The sequence below is a fragment of the Chryseobacterium sp. HMWF035 genome, from assembly GCF_003094695.1.
GTDB lineage: Bacteria > Bacteroidota > Bacteroidia > Flavobacteriales > Weeksellaceae > Chryseobacterium > Chryseobacterium gambrini.
This window is the reverse complement of the sequence record NZ_QEHP01000008.1, coordinates 1-21,473: the sequence shown is the minus strand read 5'-3', so window position 1 is coordinate 21,473 and position 21,473 is coordinate 1. Positions and strand designations below refer to the sequence as shown.

Here is a 21,473-nt window from a genome sequence, read left to right as displayed (position 1 = left end):
TTTTTTTAATGTTGGACGACCCTTGCAATTTATTTGTGAGGGTCGTTTAATTTTAAATTAAAACTATATTTTTGCGAAAATTTTTAACGATGAAGATAATTTTGTTTTTGATGTTTTCATGTTTTTTAACAGCGCAGAAAACTGAATATATAAAGCTCAACCAAAGTATTAAAGATAAATTCTCACGGGTAAAGTCTTTAACCCTGATTGATAACAGAACTGAAAAAGATTTAGGAACTGTTACGTACAAAAAAGAAAATGTTCAGTTGAAGTTTGAAAATGAGAATCTCAAAAAATATGTAGAAGACTGGTTTGCAAACGATAATAAGACCAAAGGAAATAATAACGATATTGTTTTGTTGTTGGAAGAAATCAGGATTGATGATTTTAAAAACACAGGCTTGGCAAATGCAAAGGTTAAAATCAGCAGTTTTATCAACAGGAACGGCAAATATTATTTCATTAACCGGTACAACAGTACGGTAGATTTCAATTCAAAATTAACGCCCAACATCCCAAGAGTAATATCTGTAGCCATAGAAACTATTTTTTCCACTTTAATTAAAGATTCTTACTCGCACATCGCTTTGAGTACTCCAATTGCTGAGTCTGATCTTCATAATTATGAGGAAATCGTAGGCAAAAATATCAAATATCTTATAGTTCCTGAACTTACAAACGGAGTGTATAAAGATTTCAGATCTTTTTCTCTTCAAAAGCCGGAAGAAGGATATTATGTAGATAAAAATAAAAAAGGAAAAGTTATCGGGATTAAAAACAGGGAAGATCTTCTTTTATCCGCCGAGTATGTTTTTGGATGTGTGGAAGACGGAAAAGCATACCGACTTACGCCTGTTGGCTTCTTAGAAATGCAGAAAGATGATAAAGGATATTATGTAGTTTCTTCAAGACTTGAGCTGTTTCCGCCTCAGAATGTTAATAACGGCGCCATGATTGGTGTGATGATGGGCGGAATTGTCGGCGGAATGATCGGTGCAGCACTCGATTCCGGAAAAGTCGCAAGAGATAAACCTGAAAATTTGTCTGCTATTTATATTGATCCGCTTACCGGAGAATATGTTTTTACCGAGTAATTTTAATTTAAAAAATTTAATGATGAAGAAGTTTTTGCAGGTTATCATGACTTGTCTGGTGATTGTTTCTTTTGGACAGAATAAAGAAATCATAAAACTAAAAGGCAGTATTCCCAATAATGGTGAAGGAGATTACAGCTCATTAATTGTTATTGATAACAGAAAAGATAGAACAATCGGGGTTCTGCCATTTGGAGATGGTAAAGAAATGAGAGAAGTTTCGTTTCAGAACAGTCCGGAAGACGATCTTTCCGAATGGTATCGTAAAAGCAATCTGAAAGGAGGGAAGCAGGATCTTGTGGTGGTTCTCAATGATCTTAAATTATCTGTAAAAGAAACGTACGAAAGGAAAAACATCGGAACCATGAAATTTTCCCTGCAAAGCTTTGTGAAAGAAGAGGGGAAGTATCATTTTCTGTATAAAAAAGACACCACATTTATGTTCAGTCACAGAGATGTTGCCGATGCGATGGTGAGAAATATGCATCATCTTTTTTCTTTGTATCTTGAAAAAACATATAAATCCAAACCTTCAAAATATGATCTTACCTTGGATGATATTTCCAATTATCAAAACTATGTAAATAATTATCCTGCCTTTAAAAATGAAGCCCTGAAAGAAGGAATCTATCTGGATTACAATTCGTTTTTCAGGCAGACTCCAGAAGAAGGCTACACTTTGGAGCGATGGGAAAATGGAACATTAGACAGGGCTGTAAAAACCGAAAACAGAAAGAAAATGAAAATTCCTTCCCGTAAAATGTTTATCTATGTAGAAAACGGAAAAGCGTTTAAAAATACCTATTCAGGATTTCAGGAGCTGTTAAAAAATGAAAAAGGATTTTACATCGTCGCAAAACCTTCAAGTTTATTTCCGCCTCAATATGATATTAAATTAGGAATCATGTTTGGATTAGTCGGCGGAATTGCAGATGCACTACTTTTTAATCCGAATAAGCTGAGTCATAATTTACATCGATCCGATGACAGGCGAGTACGATTTTAATGATATTTTTGATGAATTACCATAAAAAAGAGAGACAGCTCGTCTCTCTTTTAAACTTTCTGCCAATTAAAAAGATTCTTTACTCAGCAAAAAAAATATTCAGCACTTTAATGGCTTGTAAATTGATACTACAAAATTTACCGAATTTCAGATGGTAAATGAACAAGTCGATCGTAATTTTAGCTCTTATTTTTAATTGTTTCTTCTTTTTTCACGCACAGGAAAAAAAAGATTCGATCTATTATAAAATTGAAAAATTTTCAGATAAGAGAAAATTTACCAAATTCCTTCACCGTTTTATATTTCGTAGAGAAGCAGATTCCGTTTCTGTAAAAACAACCACCGAAAGAGTGGTGCAGGAAACGCACGACGGAAAATACATCAGAAATATTAAAATAGAAACCATAGATCCTTTTGGCTATGGTTCTCAGGACAAAAAAGAAAAATCCAGATGGTACGACTGGTTTACCAATCATCTTCACTCCAATACAAGAATTTCCACGGTTAACAATTATTTACTTTTCCAAAAAGGAGAGGAATACAATGCCCAGAAAATCTACGAATCTGAACGTCTGCTGAGAACCATGCCTTTTATCAACAGGGTAAACATCAGTATTTCCGACAGTACTTCCACCAAAGATTCTATCGATGTAATCGTAAAAGTGCTGGATTCGTGGAGTCTTAAACCCAGAGCAAGCTATTCCGGCAGTAAAATCGGGTTAGGCGTTACCGAAGAAAATTTTCTCGGTATGGGGCATGATTTAAGTTTTCTGTACCGGAACGATTCCAAAGAAAAACAGAATTATTTACTCGGAAGTTACACCGCATACAATTTATGGGGTTCCTACATCAATGCACAGATTTTGGGAGAAAGAGATTTTGCCAGAAATGAAAGAATCAGCCTCAGTGCAACGCGCGATTTTTTCTCTCCTTTAACGAAATGGGCAGGAGGATTTAATTTTGAATATTTTATGCGCCGGGTTTTGCTGCCGATCGAATCCGAAACCGTTTTTCCTGAAGCTCAGATTAAAGTGTACAGTCAGGATTTATGGGGAGGTTACCAGATTCCCATTGCCTCAAAAACTTCAGAAAAAGTTTCCAGCAATATTGCTTTAATCGGAAGATTTCAGAATTATCAGTACAAAGACAATCCTGCAATAGACAAGTACGATTACTTTACCTCTTACAGCAGTTTTCTGGCGTCTGTAGGATTTATACAGCGAAAATTTTCTGTTCAGAAAAATATCTTTCAGTACGATCTTCCGGAGGATATTGCGTACGGAACTTCGGCGAGCCTTACGGCGGGAGGTTTATCAAGAAGCAACAGAATCATTCCGTATGCAGGAATTTCCGCGGCATACGGAGATTTTACCAACATCGGATATTTTAGTGTGAAAGCGCAATTCGGAAGATTCTTCAACGAAGACAGGCAAAACAGGGAGTCTTTCCGGTTAGATGGGACGTATTTCACGAATCTTATGGATTGGAAGTTTGCCAGTGCAAGACACTTTTTTTCTCCCACTTTAGCCTTGGGAAATCCGCAGCAGAACTATTCTTACAGAGACCGCATCAATCTCTCCGCAGGCGATGAGTTTCCGGTGTACAGCGCAGATTATATCGGGACAAAAAAACTCGTTCTGCGCTATCAGCTTCAGCTTTTCGTTAATAAGACCTGGAAAAACTTTCATTTCAGTCCTTACTTAACAGCAGCAGCAGGCTGGTTGGCAATGCCTGATGAAAAATTGTTAAAAACAAACGTCAATACAAAAATAGGAATTGGTGTTCTTATTAATAATCCTTTTCTGGTCTTCAACCGCATCCAGATTTCCTTCACCTATTATCCAAAAGTTCCTTTTGACAATAATTCATTGTTCGATTTCAACAGCAACCGGAACAACCTTTTGCCCATGAACGGCTTTACCACAGACATTCCGCATTTCGTGAATTTTGGAAATTAAAAAGGCTTAAAATTAAATTTTTGTTCTTCAAAATTTACACTAAGGAATTATCCTGCATTTTGTTATCTTTGCAAATTACAAGATTCTTAAATGAAAAACATACGAAATTTTTGCATAATCGCCCACATCGACCACGGTAAAAGTACTTTGGCGGATCGTCTTTTGGAATATACCAATACGGTGACTCAGAGAGAATTGCAGTCTCAGACACTGGATGATATGGATTTGGAGAAAGAACGTGGAATTACCATAAAATCCCACGCCATCCAGATGGATTATGAATACAAAGGAGAAAAATATATTTTAAACCTTATTGATACACCGGGACACGTAGATTTTTCTTACGAAGTTTCCCGTTCCATTGCTGCCTGCGAAGGAGCGCTTCTTATTGTAGATGCGGCACAGAGTATTCAGGCACAGACAATCAGTAATTTATATTTAGCATTGGAAAATGATTTAACGATCATTCCTATTCTGAATAAAATCGACCTTCCTTCCGCAAATCCTGAAGAAGTAACCGACGAAATTATGAACCTGATCGGTTGCGACTATGAAGATGTTTTAAGGGTTTCCGGAAAAACAGGAGAAGGAGTTCACCATTTGCTTGAGCAGATTGTAGAAAGAATTCCGGCTCCGGTAGGAGATCCGGATGCGCCGCTGCAGGCTTTGATCTTTGATTCGGTTTATAATCCGTTCAGAGGAATTGAGGCTTACTTTAAAGTGGTAAACGGAAGTATTTCTAAAAACGAAAAAATTAAATTCTTCGCAACCGGGAAAGAATACGGAGCTGATGAGGTGGGAACACTGAAATTGAAGCAGGTTCCGAAGAAATCGGTAGAATGTGGAGATGTAGGATATCTGGTTTCCGGAATTAAAGATGCTAGAGAAGTAAAAGTAGGAGATACAATCACTTCTTTTGAAAAACCTGCAGCAGGACCGATTGAAGGTTTTGAGGAAGTGAAACCAATGGTTTTTGCCGGAATTTATCCGATTGATTCTGAGGATTTTGAAGAATTAAGATTCTCTCTTGAAAAATTAAGACTGAATGATGCTTCTCTGGTTTTCGAACCTGAAAGTTCTGCGGCGCTTGGTTTCGGTTTCCGTTGCGGATTCTTAGGAATGCTTCACATGGAAATCGTTCAGGAAAGACTGGACAGAGAGTTCAACATGAACGTTATCACTACGGTTCCCAACGTATCTTACTTCGGGTATACTAAAAAAGAACCTGAAGTTCCGATTATGATTAATAACCCATCGGAAATGATGGATCCTACCACGATGGACAGAGTAGAAGAACCTTATATTAAGGCTTCTATCATTACAAAATCTGATTTTGTGGGTTCGGTAATGACGCTTTGTATCGAAAAAAGAGGAGAAATCGTTAACCAGAGTTACCTGACTTCGGACAGAGTAGAATTAATCTTCAATATGCCTTTGGCTGAGGTAGTTTTCGACTTCTACGACAGGCTGAAATCCATTTCTAAAGGGTATGCTTCATTCGATTATCATCCGATCGGATTCAGAGCTTCCAAGCTTGTAAAAATGGATATCCTGATCAACGGAGATATGGTGGATGCTTTATCTTCATTGATTCACGATTCAAATGCTTATTACATTGGTAAGAAAATGTGTGAAAAGCTTCGTGAACTGATCCCAAGACAGCAGTTTGATATTGCCGTTCAGGCGGCTTTAGGAACGAAAGTTATTGCAAGGGAAACCATTAAAGCGTTAAGAAAAGACGTTACCGCAAAATGTTACGGAGGTGATATTTCCAGAAAGCGTAAACTTTTGGAAAAGCAGAAAGAAGGTAAGAAAAAAATGAAGCAGATTGGTAGGGTAGAAGTACCGCAATCGGCGTTTATGGCTGTTTTGAAGCTGAATGACTAGGAAGTTAAAAGAACCAGGAAAAAAGATAAAAGTAAATCCGCAGATTATTTCTGTGGATTTTTGTTTTTAAGATATGAATTCGTAACTTTGTGTATTCGTAACGCAAATTAAAACAATGGAGTCTCCAAAAAAATTACAGGATATAAAAGTGGCTGTAGATGCAGTAATTTTCGGATATTTTGATAAAAAAGATCTGCAGATCCTTCTCATTAAAAGAAATATCGAGCCTTTCAAAGGAGGTTGGGCGCTTCCCGGAGGTCTGGTTTTGGATGATGAAAACCTTGATGATGCCGTAAAACGCGAACTCCACGAAGAAGCAGGAATAAAGCCCGATTTTTTGGAGCAGCTGTACACTTTTGGAAACGTTGGTCGAGATCCCCGAAACCGCGTAGTTTCCATCGCTTATTTAGGACTTGTCAATCCATCCTATCATGAATTGTTCGCCGATTCTGATGCCGAAGATGCACAATGGTTCAGCGTCAATCAGCTTCCGAAACTGGCTTTTGATCATCAATCCATTATTGATATTGCCTTAAAAAGGCTTCGCACGAAAATCCAGTATCAGCCGATCGGTTTTAATCTTTTAAACGATGAATTCGCCTTTTCAGATCTTGAAAACCTATACAAAACCATCATCGGAAAAGAAATAGACCGCCGTAATTTCCGCAAAAAGATCATGAGCTACGGATTGCTTAATGAAACCAATAATCTTAAAAAAGAAGGCAGCGGAAGACCCGGAAAACTCTTCACTTTTAATCAGGAAAAATACAAGGAACTGGAAGAGCAGGGATTTTATTTCGAAATCAAATAGTTTTTTTAAATACAAATAGCACAAATATTTACACGAATTTTCACGAATGATTCTGTTGCGTTCGCTGTCATTCGGAATGAAGCGAAGCGGAATGAAGAATCTTTAAACTTAAACATAATAATAGATTCTTTGAACTTCGTTCTCATCCCTTCAGGCTGTTTCAGAATGACACATTGTGTGTAAATTTTACCCTCTATATTAATTGATTAAAAATTTGTGTCCTTTGTGAAAAACATTTGCGCCATTCGTGTTTAAATAAAATCAGCTTATCAAGTCAATTACGATCACGATTTCAATATCATTTGAAACGGACTTTAGTCCGTTCTTTCAATTAAAAGATTTCAATTGGCTTTAGCCTAAACATAAAACCAATAAATACTTGTGTCCTTTGTGAAAAACATTTGTGCCCCTTGTGTTTGAATAAAATAATTTCAAACCGACTTTAGCCAAAATCTAAAGCATAAATAAAATTTGAGCCATTTGTGAAAACATTTGTGCCATTCGTGTTTAAATAAAATAATTTCAAACCAGCTTTAGCCAAAATCTAAAGCATAAATAAAATTTGCGCCATTCGTGTTTCAATAAAATAAATTTTTAACACTGAAAATCAATCAATTAAAATATTTAGCGTAAAAATAACACAAATAAATTTGGAAGATAAAATCATATTCCTTTAAATTTGTGTAAAAATAACGCAATCATGAAATATACATTAAATAATACCATCGAAAAATTTCATCAAAAAGAAAACCCGGAATTTCTTTTCTTTTGGGGACATACCGTGAAAGATGAAGTTACAAAAGCCTGCTTCAGTCAGTGGTTTCCTTTTGAGTTTCAAGAAAACGGAAACATTTACAGAACAGCAGAACATTATATGATGGCAGGAAAAGCGAGATTATTTAATGATCATGAAATTTTAGAGCAGATTTTAAAAGCAGAAACTCCGAATCAGGCAAAAAGTTTAGGCAGAAAAGTCAGAAACTTTGATCCGGAAATCTGGAACGAACATAAATATGAAATCGTGAAACAGGGAAATTTTCTGAAATTTTCACAAAATGAAAAATTTAAAGAATTTCTGCTTTCAACAGACGATACAATTTTAGTAGAGGCAAGTCCGTACGATAAAATCTGGGGAATCGGAATGCTGGAAACCAATGCAAAAGCCAAAGATCCTTCAAAATGGAATGGTGAAAATTTATTAGGATTTGCTTTAATGGAAGTAAGAGACGAATTAAGAGGGTAAAAACACAATAACCGTAAACCAATTAGAAATCATGAAAAAAACAGAACTCCATCCTCAGATATTTTTAATAGAAAATTTCCTTTCGGATCAAAAATGCGATCATTATATTGAAATGACGAAGGATAAAGTCTTTGAGGAAGCGAAAATTAATATGAGAGGTCGACAGGTTATGAGCAAAGGAATCCGAAACAACGATAGATTGATGATTTTTGATAATAATTTAGCCGAAAATCTTTTTCAAAGAGCAGTTGAATTTCTTCCTCAGATTCATGAAAATGATGAAGTTTCGGGCTTTAATGAAATGTTCAGAATTTATAAATATTCTCCGGGACAGCAGTTCAAAATGCATCATGATGGGAGCTACATCAGAAATGAGAATGAAAAAAGCTTTTATACTTTTTTAATCTACCTGAATGACGATTTCGAAGGCGGAGAAACAGAATTTGAACACTTGTTCACTGTAGCTCCGAAGAAAGGCTCTGCGTTGGTTTTCTATCATCCTTTGAGACACGAAGGGAAAACACTGATCAGCGGACAGAAATATGTTTTAAGAACAGATGTAATGTATTTAAAGACTTAAAAATGAAAAAGATATATGTTTCAGGAAACGGAAATGTATCCTGGGAAAAGTTTCAGCAGTTTTATATTGAACCGTTAAAGAAATTCAACCTTGATGAGTGTGAGTTTATCATCGGAGATTTTTCGGGAGCCGATACATTAATGATGGAATTTTTAAAAGATAAAACAGAGAAGGTAACCATTCTTCATGTCGGAAAAAGACCCAGATATTTTGCCAATTCTTTTAAAACAAAAGCGGAAAAATGGAAAGTTATCGGAGGATTTACTTCAAATTATGAAAGAGATACGTTTGGAATTGATCTATGCACTCATTTTCTGGCGGTTGATTTCAATACCGATGAAAAAAGAAAAAGCGGAACATTAAAAAATATCGAAAAGTGTTTTGCTCTGAATAAAATAAAAGTGTAAAAAATTTTACCCATAATTTGCGTAAAAAATACACGAAAATTAACAAATTGTTTCACTAAAAATCATAAAGCTATGTTTGGATTTACACACATCAAATTTGATTCTATGACGTACGTTCTTCATTTTAAAAATGGAAAGATCGCCAGAGAAGGAAGAGGTTTATCGTTCTTTTATTTCGCTCCCAATTCGTCTATTGTGGCGATTCCTTTGGGAAGCAACGATCTGCCGTTTATCTTTAATGAGAACACGAACGATTATCAGACTGTGAAAATTCAGGGACAGATCAGCTATAAAGTGACCGATCCGAAAGCTCTTTCCAACACGCTGGATTTTACCGTGGACGGAGAAGGAGTTTACAAAAAGAATGACATTGAAAAGCTGAACCAGAGAATCATCAATCTCGCACAGACAGCGACTTCATCATTCATTCATCAGCTCAATTTAAAAGATGCTATCCGTTCTGCCAAACAGATTGAAGATCATATTCTGAAAGGATTAATAGATTCCGAATCCATTAAAAGCATGGGAATTGAAATTCTGGGAGCCAATATTTTAGCCGTTCAGACCACTCCGGAAATGGCAAGAGCTTTGGAAACGGAAACAAGGGAAAAACTTCAGCAGCAAGCCGATGAAGCGATTTATGAAAGGAGAAATTTTGCAGTGGAACAGGAAAGAAAAATCAAAGAATCTGAGCTGAATACGGAAATTGCGGTTGAAGAAAAACAAAAGCAGATTGAAGAAAAAAGGATGGAAACCGAAGTTCAGCAGGAAGAAAACAACAGAATCCTTCGTGAAATGAAAATTGCCGCCGATATTTCTGTAGAAAACCAGAGAAAAAAACTGATCGAGCAAAAAACGGAAAACGACAGAAAAGAAGCAGAAACACAAGGTTATATTCTGGAAACTTCCTTAAAACCATACAAAGAAATCGACTGGAAAGTCCTCACTGCTTTGAGCGGAAGACAGGATGCGAGAAATAACATCGCTTTAGCATTCAGGGAATTGGCAGAAAACGCCGGAAAAATCGGAAACCTGAATATCAGTCCCGATTTGTTGGATAGTATTTTGAAAAAGTAAGAGGCTGGAAGAGGGAAGAGCAAAGTTGGAAGCAGTTAACAGTCTCAAAAAAAGGATAAAATAGGTTATCGTCTTTGCTGAGCAGAGCGCCTTTGCGAACCTTAAAAACAGTTAGTAGTAAAATAAAAACTTTGCAGACTTTGTGTTAAAATAAAAACTTCTGAATAATTAAAAAAATGAAACTAGAATACGCCATCATCATCAAAAATAAAACCCGTCTTGAATCTCTGGTCGAAAGATTCAACACGCAGGCTCAGGCGAAGTTTTATATTGAAAGTTCCGGAGGAAATTTTCAGGAATATGTGGATGAACACGAAAAATTCGGTCAGTCATTTCTGGAAGTTCAGACCCAGCTTTCCAAAATCATTAAAAATAAAGTGATTGAAAGAGAGTTTGTTCCCTCCTATATTTTCTCCGAAAACAACCTGATTGTAGTGGTAGGACAGGACGGTTTGGTAGCCAATGTTGCCAAATATTCCAAACACATTCCAATCATTGCGGTGAATCCCGATCCCAAAAGATATGACGGCGTTTTGCTTCCCTTCACAGCAAAAAACTTTTTAAAAGGCGTACAAGCTGTGATGAATGGAAATTTTAGTTCAAAAAAAATGAAGTTTGCCGAAGCTGTACTGAATGACGGACAAAAATTACGGGCAGTGAATGATTTATTTGTAGGAATTTCTTCACATTCTTCCGCGAGATACAAAATTATGCTGAACGGAAAAGAAGAAACCCATTCTTCCAGCGGAATCATAGTTTCCACAAAAACAGGAAGTACAGGCTGGCTGAGTTCCATTTTCAATATGGCGTTCGGAATTTTAGGCGAAACAGCTTTAAAATATCCGCAGCTGAATGAAGAAGATTTGTATTTTGCAGTAAGAGAACCTTTCAAAAGCATCCGAACGCAAACCGATATCTGCAGCGGAAAATTAAGAAAAGGAAGCAAATTAATCATCGAATCACTAATGCCGAATAATGGTTTTATATTTAGCGACGGAATTGAGCAGGATTTTCTACAGTTCAACAGCGGAGCAACAGCAGAAATCAGGCTTTCTGACGATGAAGCAGTTTTAGTTTTAAATTAAAAACAACCATGAAAACAATAATATATTTAAAAGCGAAACAAAAAAAACCCTCAGAAATTTAAAACTTCACCTTGAAAAACTCTTTGTGATCTTAGCTAAGTGAATAGTTTATGCTGAGCTTGTCGAAGTAACTTTGCGAACTTAAAAACATTTAGTAGTAAAAAAAACTTAGCGGGCTTTGTGTTAAAAAAATAAAAACAAACCATGAAAACAATAAAATATTTAAAAGGCGACGAAGCAAACCCACAGTCAGAAGGAAACAGATCATTATCAAAAATTATAAATTTAATAGAACTCTCTGATCTTAGCTGAGTAGAAAGCCTTTGCGAACTTAAAAACGTTTAGTAGTAACAAAAATCTTAGCGGGCTTTGCGTTAAAAAAAGAATAAGTTAAGAATATAAAAAAGCACAAGATGAAAACAACAACTTTATACAGACCCGTCGGAGAAAAAGAAATGCTCTTAATCATCGAAAGCAATTATAAAAAATTCCCTCCAAGATTAAACTGGCAAACCATTTTCTACCCCGTTCTGAATGAAGAATACGCTTCCGAAATCGCAGAAAAATGGAACACACGAGACGAAGCCGGAAATTATCTCGGTTTTGTTACAAAGTTTGAAGTTTCTGAGGAAGTAGTCAGCAAATATCCCTCACAAAACGTAGGAGCCAGAAATCACAATGAACTCTGGATTCCTTCCGAAGAACTCGAAGAATTTAATCAGGCAATTGTCGGCAATATTGAAGTGACAAAAGTTTTCATGGGAAAAGACTTCAAAAAAGCAGCAAATGAACAACTGGAAAATCTATTGATAAACATTAAAAAACTAACCATGACAAATAAAGGAATGGCGAAAGATACATTGGAGATCTTAGCTAAAAAATATTATATCAACGAAAACAACGAAAAAATAAACATCGAAAACGAAATGGAAACTTGTATTAAAGAAACCGTTTTGTATTCCTCGGAAGAACTGTCGGAAATGACAAAAAACGAACTTCCGGAAACCCACTTCGACACTAAGTTTGAAGTCTGGAGATGCAGTTCCCTGAAAGCCATTTTACAGTTAGCCGCAGAAGAAGATCACGAGAAACTAATGTGCCTGAATTTTGCATCAGCAAAAAATCCCGGTGGCGGTTTCATCAGCGGAGCCGAAGCTCAGGAAGAAAGTTTGGCAAGAACTTCCGGACTTCACGACAGTCTGCTTCAGGGTTGGGAATATTACGAAACCCACCGTGCTATGGAATCCTGTTTTTATACGGATATGATGATTTACAGCCCGAAAGTTCCCGTTTTCAGGAAAGATAAAGGAGAATTGCTGGATCAGCCTGTTTTGTGTAATTTCATCACCTCTCCCGCAGTAAACGCAGGTGTTGTAAAACGTCAGGAACCAGAAAGAGCCCACGAAATCTTCGGAGCGATGGATGTAAGAACCGATAAAATGCTCGCTTTAGCTTTAAACAAAGGAAATGAAACTTTAATTTTAGGAGCTTGGGGATGCGGAGTTTTTAAAAATGATCCGAAAGAAATTGCCGAATTATTCAAAAAGCATCTTCTTGGGAAGTATAAAAATAAATTTAAAAGGGTGGTCTTTGCCATTCTCTCGAAAAAGGAGGAAATGATAAAGCCGTTTGAAGAAATTAATCAGTAAAAGCAAAAAAATTTAATTATGTTATTATATAAGTATAGAGGAAATGTAGGTTTGGATAATAATGACTTCATTAGAGACATTGATATGATTTCCAATAATGAAATTTGGTGTTCAAAAATTCTGAGTTTAAATGATCCGACAGAAGCTTCGTTTTCGTTGAAAGAGTTTGAGAAAAATTTAACTTTAGGATTGAAAGCTGTTTCATTTCTGAAAATAAAAAAGGATGAACAAGAAAATGTTGATGCGTACAAAAATGCTTTAGAAAACTTAATGAAAGTACACTATGAACATAGTGGAATTTATTCTCTTTCTAAAGTTTATGATAACGCGTTAATGTGGGCACATTATGGTAATTCACATAGAGGATTTTGCATAGAATATAGTTTTAATGACTTAAAAGAATTGGATTTGAAATATATTGAAGAAAATAGTTCTTTATCGCATTTATATAAATTTGACAAGGTAAATTATTCAGATAAAATATTTAGTCTTTCGAATATAAATCCTAAGAATGATGATCTGATCAAATTTTTATTCAATAAATCAAAGGTATGGTCATATGAAGATGAATACAGGATTGTCACATATCTTAATGGAAAATTTACATACAACGAAAACTGTTTAAAATCAATAATATTTGGATTAAACATGAAACATGAAGAAAAAGAATATATTATTAATAAATTATGTGACAAAGAAATTAGGTTTTATCAGATGATGAGAAAAAAAGATGAGTTCAAGTTTTATAAAGAACAAATCTTATAAATTGAAAAGAGATAAATTAAGGTTAAAATAATGAAAGATAAACTCTTACTCGCTTCAAAATCACTTACGGGGATTTCCATTGGTGATGCTTTTGGGGAAAGTTTCTTTGGTGAAGAAAGTATGATCAGAATGCACATCCATCAAAGAATCATTCCTGAAAGCACTCTGGATTTTACGGATGATACCATTATGGCAATTGCTGTTTTCAAATCATTGGAAAAATTCGGACAAATCAATCAGGATTTTCTGGCGGAAGAGTTTACCCAAAATTATTATCTTGATATTAATCGAGGTTACGGACCTTCAATGCATCAATATTTCAGAGCAGTAAAGGATGGTGAAAACTGGAAAGAAGTTTCCTATTCAAAATTTGGAGGACAAGGTTCTATGGGAAACGGAGGAGCGATGAGAGCTTCTGTAATCGGAGCTTATTTTCATGATGATCTGGATCAGATTAAAACAAATGCAGAACTGTCCTGTGAAGTTACCCACGCCAACAAAGAAGCAATAGAAGGCACAAAAGCCATTGCATTAGCCGCAGCTTTTGTCATTCAGGAAAAATTAGGATTGATACAGTTGAATCAGCAGGAATTTATTCAAAAAATTCAGTCTGAATTGAAGGATTCTGATATGAAAAGTAAACTGAACAAAGTCTTATATTTAGACGGAAATCCAAGCATTAAGTTATTGGTCAAAACATTGGGAAATGGAATAAAAATGACCGCTCAGGACACCGTTCCGATTGTACTCTGGATGCTTTCGAGATACCGGAACAATATTGAAGAATGTCTTTGGAATACCGTTTCTGCGTTAGGCGACAGAGATACAACCTGCGCAATGGCAGGAGGAATAAGTATTTTAAGCTGCAATGAAGAGTCAATTCCGGATTGGACAAAGAATGTTGAGGATTGGAAAAAAAGCAGATTTTATGAACATTGAATTAATAAAAGGAGACATCACCAAAATAGAAGCAGACGCTATCGTTAACGCAGCCAACTCTTCCTTATTGGGCGGTGGCGGAGTAGACGGAGCCATTCATCGAGCAGGAGGAAAAAAGATTCTTGATGAATGTATAGAAATCCGAAACCGACAGGGCAAATGCAAAACAGGAGAAGCAGTCGTTACAACCGGCGGAAATCTCCCTGCGAAATACGTCATTCATACGGTTGGTCCGGTCTGGAATGGAAATGAAGAAAAAGAGTCGAAATTATTGGCAAATTGCTATATAAATTCATTGAAATTGGCAGAAAGTCTGGATGTGAAAACCATCGCTTTTCCCAACATCAGCACAGGAATTTATCGGTTCCCAAAAGAATTGGCGGCAAAAATTGCCATAGATGAAGTGAAAAACTTTAAATCGGAGATCATAGAAAAAGTCGTTTTCGTCTGTTTTGATGATGAAAATGAAATAATTTATATGGAATTTTTAAAAGAAATAAGATGAAAGGCTTTGTATTCGGGAAATTTTATCCATTCCACATCGGTCATCAGAAAATGATTGAATTTGCTTTGGAAAAAGGAAGCATAACTGTTTTGATATGTGCGGAAGAAAAAGAAAAAATAGACGGAAATATCAGAAAACAATGGATAAAAGACATTTTTCCGGATAACAAAGACCTGAAAGTGAAAGTTTTTAAATATAAAGAGAATGATTTTCCAAACACTTCGGTTTCAGATTGGGACGTTTCTAAGAAATGGAGTGAGGTTTTAAAAGAATATTTCAAAGATGAAGACTTTCTGGTAACTTCCGAAGAATATGGAGAAATGCTTTCCGTAATCATGGATATTGATCATTTTATGTTTGATGAAGACAGGGAAAATATTCAGATTTCGGCTTCAGAAATTCGCGGAAACCTATTTGAAAACTGGAATTTCCTTCCGCGCTCTGTTCAGGAATATTTTGCTTTAAAAGTGGTTTTTCTCGGAACGGAATCTACCGGGAAAACAACAATGACGAATAATGTAGCAGAATATTTTAAAGCCAATAAAGCCTCAGAAGCAGGAAGAGATCTTATTTCAGATTCAAAAGAATTTGATTTTGAGGATTTGGAAAAAGTATCCACAGAACACGCCCAAAGAATTGAAAATACGGATCACAGCAAAAGCTTTTTAACGCTGATTGATACGGATATTCACATAACTCAATCCTATGCTGAGTTTATTTTTGGAAAAAAATTATCCGTTCCGGAAGAAATTATTGAGAAAAATAAAGCTGATCTCTATCTTTATTCCACCAAAGATGCAGAATACATTCAGGACGGAACAAGGCTTGAAATTGATGAAAGAAATAAACTGGATGAAAGCCACAGAAACCTATTAAAACAAAACAACATAAATTTTCTGGAAATTTCCGGAAGCTGGGAAGAACGAGAACAAAAAGCAATTGAAAATATTGAAAAACTTATTGCAGAAAAGAAAAAACTTTAGAATAAATACTTTTTGAGATCTTCGCTGAGTGAATAGTTTATACTGAACTTGTCGAAGTACCTTTGCGAACTTAAAAACAGATAGTAGTAAAAAAATCTTCGCGCTTAAAAAACTAAAATAACAAACAAATGAAAAAACTAACCATATTAACCGGCGCCGGAATCAGTGCCGAAAGCGGAATAAAAACCTTCAGAGACGGAGACGGTCTTTGGGAAAATCATAGCATCACAGATGTGGCAAGTCCGGAAGGATGGCGAAAAGACAGAGCTTTGGTTCTTGAATTTTATAACCAGAGACGAAGACAGCTTCACGAAGTAGAGCCGAATGATGCACATCGATTATTGGCAGAACTGGAAAAACATTTTGAAGTTCAGATCATTACCCAGAATATCGATGATCTGCATGAAAGAGCAGGATCTACGAATATTTTACATTTACATGGCGAGTTATTCAAATCCTGTTCATGCAGCGATAAAAACCTGATTTATGAGCAGAAAGATGACATCAACATCGGCGATAAAGCAGAAGACGGAGCGCAGTTAAGACCATTTATTGTCTGGTTCGGAGAAGACGTTCCATTGATGAGAGAAGCTACGAAAATGGCAAAAGAAGCCGATATATTTTTGGTAATCGGAACGTCTTTACAGGTGTATCCTGCAGCGGGATTAATTCATGATATCAAGGATGACTGTCTTTTAATCGTGATCAACCCCAACGAAACGGGTTTCGGGTACGGACAGAGAGCCGTTGTGATGAAAGAAACTGCAACGCAGGGAATGAAACTGCTTTTTGACAAACTGGTAAATCTTGCATAATGGAAAACACAATAAAAGCCGGAATTTTCGGAGTTTGTGTGGGTGATGCTTTAGGCGTTCCGGTGGAATTTAAAACCAGAGAAACTTTAAAAGCGTTTCCTGTTGAAAATATGCGGGAATTCGGATCGTGGAACCAGCCGAAAGGAACGTGGAGCGACGACAGTTCGTTAACGCTTTGTATTGCCGAAAACCTAACAAAAGGCTATGATCTGGAAAAAATCGGACAAAGCTTTGTGAAGTGGGTAAAATACGGACATTGGACGGCTCACGGAAGATTGTTCGATATTGGCGGAACAACAAGGCATTCTATCGCAAGATTAATAAAAGGAGAAAGCGCAAAATTTTCGGGAAATATTTTTGAAGAAGATAACGGAAACGGTTCTTTAATGAGAACACTTCCGTTGGCTTTCTACCTTAAAGACGAAGAAAATATTGAAAAGCTCTATCAGACGGTAAAAGAAGTCTCTGCAATCACACACGGACATTTTCGCTCGGTGTTTGCCTGCTTTATTTATGTAATTTTTGCAATTGAATTAATCAAAGGTAAAGATAAAAAAGAAGCGTATCAGTATACTCAGAAAACGGTGTTGCAATTTGCAGAAATTCAGGGCTTTAACCCGAAAGAGATACAGCTTTTTGGAAGGGTTTTAAAGAATGACATTTCAGAATATCATGAAGATTCCATCAGTTCAGGAGGTTACGTTCTTCACAGTCTCGAAGCTTCATTATGGTGCTTTCTGAAGTCTGAAAATTATACTGAAGCCGTTTTAAAAGCCGTCAATCTGGGAGAAGACACCGACACAACCGGAGCCATCACAGGCGGAATTGCCGGAATATATTACGATTTTGAAAGTATTCCGAAAGAGTGGGTTGATGTTTTGGCGAGGAAAGAGGATATTGAGAAATTGTGTATTAAATTAGAAAATTGTTGTAATAAAACTTAATAGTAATGAATAAAAATACAATAGAATATCTTGCTTATTTATTGAATAAAGCTCATAAAGAAGAAGGAAGAGAAAAAGCAATTGTTTTCTTGGGAGCCGGAACTTCTGTATCGGCAGGAATTCCCTTGACAAATGTTATTGTAAGGCATATTAAAAAAAAGTTTCGAGATAATCCAATAATAAAAGAATTTACACATAAAGGTGAAGCTGATTATTATAAATTAATGGGAGCTTTAACTGCAGATGAAAGACGTGATTTATTTCATTTTTATGTAACTAGAAAAAGAGTTAAGCTAAACATAACTAATATATATTTAGCTCAACTTTTAAAATTAGGATATGTAGACTACATTGTAACGGTAAACTTTGATGATTTAATTTTAAAAGCATGTACGTTATATAATTTTTTACCTCCGGTTTACGATATTTCTAATATAAAAACTATTACAACTACAGATATTAGGAAAAACTCTGTTATTTATTTGCATGGACAATATTTTGGACAATGGTTGTTAAATAATCCAGATGAGTTAGGAAAAGTTGAAGACGAGGTTTTAAGATTATTTAATGCAATAAAAACGAGAAGGACTTGGATTGTTGTTGGATATAGTGGTAATGATGGGATTTTTGAAAAAATAAAGTCTTTAGGCAGCTTTTCAAATGATTTATTTTGGGTAAAAAATAAATTTACTGAAAAAGATAAAGATGTTACAGAGTTTATTGAAACACCGAATATAAACGCTCATAGAATAGAAGGATATTATGCTGATTCATTTTTTTTAAAATTACACTCTGAACTTTCTAAGTTAGATAAAAATTTAGAAGTTCCTGAAATTATTAGCAAACCATTTACATTTGTTAAATCAGTTCTGCAAAGTATTAATGAAATTAATGATGATGATGAACTTAATGATAATGTTAAAAAAATGATTATTAGTTGTAATGATAGAATTGATAAAGCTATATCAGAATATGAGGCCGAAGGAACACAAGAAAATCTAAAACAGAGAATTGTTGATGCAATTCTAAAAGGAAATTTTAACGAAGAACTAGCATTGTCTTTTGAACATGAAGTTGCACAAAAAAACTACGTAGATATGTCAGAATTATCTTGGTATTACAATGAATGGGGAAATTTATTATTAGAATTGGCTAGATATAAAAATGATGAAGCTTTATTTAAAGAAAGCATTGATAAGTTTAAAAAAGCATTAAATATTGACCCTAAAAATCCCAAAATTTTTAATAATTGGGGAAATTCTTTATTAGGATTAGCTAGAAAGCAAAAAAATGAAAGTTTATTTAAGGAAAGTTTTGATAAGTATAAGCAAGCATCGGAATTAAATTCTAAAAATGCTAATGTTTTTTATAATTGGGGAAATTCTTTACTAGATTTAGCAAGACTTAGAAGTAATGAAAATTTATATAGGGAATGCATTGAAAAATATAAACTAGCATTAGAATTAGATCCTAAAAACGTTAGTTTTTTATATAATTTGGGAATTGCTATTTCTGACTTAGCTTCAGAAACGGAAAACGAAAATTTATTCGTAGAAAGTTTGGACATTTTTAAAAAAGCATCTGAACTAGATCCCAAGCAAGCAAAGATTTTTAATAATTGGGGAGTAGCTCTATCAAAGCTAGCAAAATACCGCTCTAATGAAGACTTATATAAAGAAAGTAGTGATAAATTTAAGAAAGCATCAGAGTTAGATCCTGAAGATGCTAGTAATTTTTATAATTGGGGCATTGCATTATCAGAATTAGCAAATTATAAAAATGATGAGAATTTATTAAAAAATAGTATTGAAAAATATAAAATCGTATTAGAATTAGATCCAAAATATACAGATGCCTTCACTAATTTAGGAACAGCCTTACTTCAATTGGGAAAATTATTAAAAGATAGTAAGTATTTTGAAGATGCATTAAAAATTTCAGAAAGACAATATGAATTGGAAGGAGACTCGTATAATATGTCTTGTGCTTATGCTCTTTTATCTGATAAAGAAAACGCGTTAAAATATCTAAAGGAATCTTTAGACAACAACTTTGTAACTATTGATTATGTTAAGACTGATGATGATTGGGAGACTTTAAGAAATGATGAAGATTTCACTAATCTTATTAACCATTATAAGCAAAACAAACAAAATGAACGAACAACATAAAAAAAGAATAAGCAAATACCTAAGCTTGGTGCTTAGACACAAACCCGAAGTTATCGGGCTGAATTTAGACGAAAATGGATGGGCAGATGTGGAAGAACTACAGGAAAAATGCGCAAAACAAAATCGTGCTTTCATACTGGAAGAATTGGATGAGGTCGTAGAAACCAACGATAAAAAACGCTTTATTTTAAACGAGGATAAAACCAGAATCCGTGCAAATCAGGGACATTCGATTGATATTGATCTGGCGCTGAAACCACAACAGCCACCGGAATTTCTTTACCACGGAACCGCAGAAACCAATCTTGCATCCATCTTTGAAAAAGGAATTGAAAAGAGAAACAGACAGCACGTTCATCTAAGTCAGGATAAAGAAACCGCAACCAAAGTCGGAATGCGTCACGGAAAACCTGTCATTTTAACCATAGAAACAGGAAAAATGCACGAAGACGGAATCTTATTCTACCTTTCCGAAAACAAAGTCTGGCTGACAGATTTTGTGGATGCAGAATATATTTCGAAATGACAACACAGGAATTTGATGAAGCCGTAAAAGGCTTTTCTCCTGAGAAAGAGGATTTAAAAGAAAAAGTTAATGAATTATTTGGAAAAGGAGCGGGAACCGTACGTATTTTATACTTTATTGTTGAACATAAGAATTGCAGATTAGTTGAAGCAATGGAAATTGTGGAATCCTGCCCGAATTATCACAACAGATTTAAATAAATGAAAGATTGCCAATTTGAATTATACAGCTTAAAAACAGAACATTTTAATATTACAATTACCTTTTCAATAGAAGATAAAATTGTAATTTATGGATGTGAAAGTGGAGATGTGGTAAGGAAAATTACGGGCAATTTTGATTATGAGTATTATTTAACAATAAATAGATTAAATCTGATTCAGTTGAAATTAATGAAAGGCTTAAAATCTTTTGAGGAATTGAAAGAATTCTTCATTAAAAATTTTTCTGGGGAAAACTGTATTGAAGAAGTTAAAAAATTTTGCTTTCGAAATTTTATAAGATATGAATTTAGTGTTTGGAGATAAAATATGAAAAGAACATTAGCAATAGGCGACATTCACGGAGGATTCAAAGCATTGAAGCAGGTTTTGGAAAGAGCCGCTGTTACAGAAAATGACACCCTGATTTTTCTTGGAGATTATGTTGATGGCTGGAGCGAATCTTCTGAGGTAATCCGCTTTTTAATTGACCTTGCCGAAAAGCAGGAATGTATTTTTATTAAAGGAAATCATGATGCATGGACGGAAGACTGGCTTGCTTTCGGCAAAAGTGAAGATGTATGGCTTTTCAATGGTGGAAAAAGCACAGTAGAAAGCTATTCAGATTTCTCTTTGGAAGAACTTGAAGTTCATCTTGAATTTTTCCAGCGGATGAAAAACTATTATGTCGACGATAAAAACCGACTGTTTATTCACGCAGGATATTCGTTAGTCATGGTCGGAAGATTTTTTTTATTATTTTGAATAATGTTTTTTTTAATTTAACTATTTGATTTCCAATTAATTGTATTTCTGTTTTGGTTTTTA

At 35.0% G+C, this 21,473-nt stretch carries 21 protein-coding genes and 1 pseudogene; all 22 read left to right on the top strand.

The annotated features are described in order from the left end of the window. Positions 1-89: 89 nt before the first annotated feature. Positions 90-1,094 carry a hypothetical protein gene (locus DD829_RS01285; RefSeq protein WP_123906777.1) on the top strand — a complete coding sequence of 335 codons (1,005 nt, stop codon included), beginning with the start codon at positions 90-92 and terminating at the stop codon, positions 1,092-1,094. 22 nt (positions 1,095-1,116) lie between these two features. Further along, complete coding sequence (locus DD829_RS01280; protein WP_123906776.1) at positions 1,117-2,100, top strand: hypothetical protein; 984 nt, start codon at positions 1,117-1,119, stop codon at positions 2,098-2,100. A gap of 158 nt (positions 2,101-2,258) precedes the next feature. Further along, positions 2,259-4,058, top strand: coding sequence for a hypothetical protein (locus DD829_RS01275; protein ID WP_108409948.1), 1,800 nt, complete (start codon positions 2,259-2,261; stop codon positions 4,056-4,058). Positions 4,059-4,148: 90 nt separating this feature from the next. Further along, complete coding sequence (gene lepA, locus DD829_RS01270; RefSeq protein WP_108409949.1) at positions 4,149-5,945, top strand: translation elongation factor 4; 1,797 nt, start codon at positions 4,149-4,151, stop codon at positions 5,943-5,945. A 115-nt stretch (positions 5,946-6,060) separates the two neighbouring features. After that, on the top strand, positions 6,061-6,756 hold the full coding sequence (locus DD829_RS01265; protein WP_059135587.1) for an NUDIX hydrolase: 696 nt from the start codon (positions 6,061-6,063) through the stop codon (positions 6,754-6,756). A 700-nt stretch (positions 6,757-7,456) separates the two neighbouring features. Next, positions 7,457-7,999, top strand: a complete 543-nt coding sequence (locus DD829_RS01260; RefSeq protein ID WP_108409950.1) for an NADAR family protein — start codon at positions 7,457-7,459, stop codon at positions 7,997-7,999. A gap of 31 nt (positions 8,000-8,030) precedes the next feature. Continuing rightward, complete coding sequence (locus DD829_RS01255; RefSeq protein ID WP_108409951.1) at positions 8,031-8,579, top strand: prolyl hydroxylase family protein; 549 nt, start codon at positions 8,031-8,033, stop codon at positions 8,577-8,579. Positions 8,580-8,581: 2 nt separating this feature from the next. After that, complete coding sequence (locus tag DD829_RS01250) at positions 8,582-8,986, top strand: hypothetical protein (RefSeq protein ID WP_076391079.1); 405 nt, start codon at positions 8,582-8,584, stop codon at positions 8,984-8,986. A 72-nt stretch (positions 8,987-9,058) separates the two neighbouring features. Then, positions 9,059-10,063, top strand: coding sequence for an SPFH domain-containing protein (locus DD829_RS01245; protein WP_076391080.1), 1,005 nt, complete (start codon positions 9,059-9,061; stop codon positions 10,061-10,063). Between the two features lie 176 nt (positions 10,064-10,239). After that, a complete protein-coding gene (locus DD829_RS01240; RefSeq protein ID WP_108409952.1) occupies positions 10,240-11,148 on the top strand; it encodes an NAD(+)/NADH kinase in 909 nt (302 codons plus the stop codon). Between the two features lie 413 nt (positions 11,149-11,561). Then, positions 11,562-12,797: a TIGR02452 family protein gene (locus DD829_RS01235; protein WP_228408097.1), complete on the top strand. Its 1,236-nt coding sequence runs from the start codon at positions 11,562-11,564 to the stop codon at positions 12,795-12,797. Positions 12,798-12,815: 18 nt separating this feature from the next. After that, positions 12,816-13,562, top strand: coding sequence for a DUF2971 domain-containing protein (locus tag DD829_RS01230; protein WP_108409953.1), 747 nt, complete (start codon positions 12,816-12,818; stop codon positions 13,560-13,562). A 30-nt stretch (positions 13,563-13,592) separates the two neighbouring features. After that, entirely contained in the window at positions 13,593-14,501 is a 909-nt protein-coding gene (locus DD829_RS01225; RefSeq protein ID WP_108409954.1) for an ADP-ribosylglycohydrolase family protein, read from the top strand. After that, positions 14,491-15,006 carry an O-acetyl-ADP-ribose deacetylase gene (locus DD829_RS01220; protein ID WP_108409960.1) on the top strand — a complete coding sequence of 172 codons (516 nt, stop codon included), beginning with the start codon at positions 14,491-14,493 and terminating at the stop codon, positions 15,004-15,006. The genes DD829_RS01225 and DD829_RS01220 overlap by 11 nt, the downstream gene beginning before the upstream one ends. Then, entirely contained in the window at positions 15,003-15,989 is a 987-nt protein-coding gene (locus tag DD829_RS01215) for an AAA family ATPase (RefSeq protein WP_108409955.1), read from the top strand. Before DD829_RS01220 ends, DD829_RS01215 begins: the two co-directional genes overlap by 4 nt. A 128-nt stretch (positions 15,990-16,117) precedes the next feature. After that, complete coding sequence (locus tag DD829_RS01210) at positions 16,118-16,804, top strand: SIR2 family NAD-dependent protein deacylase (protein WP_108409956.1); 687 nt, start codon at positions 16,118-16,120, stop codon at positions 16,802-16,804. Further along, positions 16,804-17,748 (top strand): ADP-ribosylglycohydrolase family protein, encoded by a 945-nt coding sequence (locus DD829_RS01205; protein WP_108409957.1) that lies wholly within the window; start codon positions 16,804-16,806, stop codon positions 17,746-17,748. The genes DD829_RS01210 and DD829_RS01205 overlap by 1 nt, the downstream gene beginning before the upstream one ends. Positions 17,749-17,753: 5 nt before the next feature. Further along, positions 17,754-19,919 (top strand): TPR end-of-group domain-containing protein, encoded by a 2,166-nt coding sequence (locus DD829_RS01200; RefSeq protein WP_116547455.1) that lies wholly within the window; start codon positions 17,754-17,756, stop codon positions 19,917-19,919. Further along, positions 19,903-20,445, top strand: a complete 543-nt coding sequence (locus DD829_RS01195) for an RNA 2'-phosphotransferase (RefSeq protein ID WP_108410743.1) — start codon at positions 19,903-19,905, stop codon at positions 20,443-20,445. Before DD829_RS01200 ends, DD829_RS01195 begins: the two co-directional genes overlap by 17 nt. After that, the gene (locus tag DD829_RS01190; RefSeq protein WP_108410744.1) at positions 20,442-20,645 is read left to right on the top strand and encodes a hypothetical protein; all 204 of its coding nucleotides are present in this window, start codon (positions 20,442-20,444) and stop codon (positions 20,643-20,645) included. The genes DD829_RS01195 and DD829_RS01190 overlap by 4 nt, the downstream gene beginning before the upstream one ends. Further along, positions 20,646-20,972 carry a hypothetical protein gene (locus tag DD829_RS01185; RefSeq protein ID WP_116547454.1) on the top strand — a complete coding sequence of 109 codons (327 nt, stop codon included), beginning with the start codon at positions 20,646-20,648 and terminating at the stop codon, positions 20,970-20,972. It abuts the gene before it with no gap. A gap of 3 nt (positions 20,973-20,975) precedes the next feature. After that, positions 20,976-21,374 (top strand): annotated as a pseudogene (locus DD829_RS01180) (metallophosphoesterase family protein); the annotation flags it as partial. Positions 21,375-21,473 lie beyond the last annotated feature (99 nt).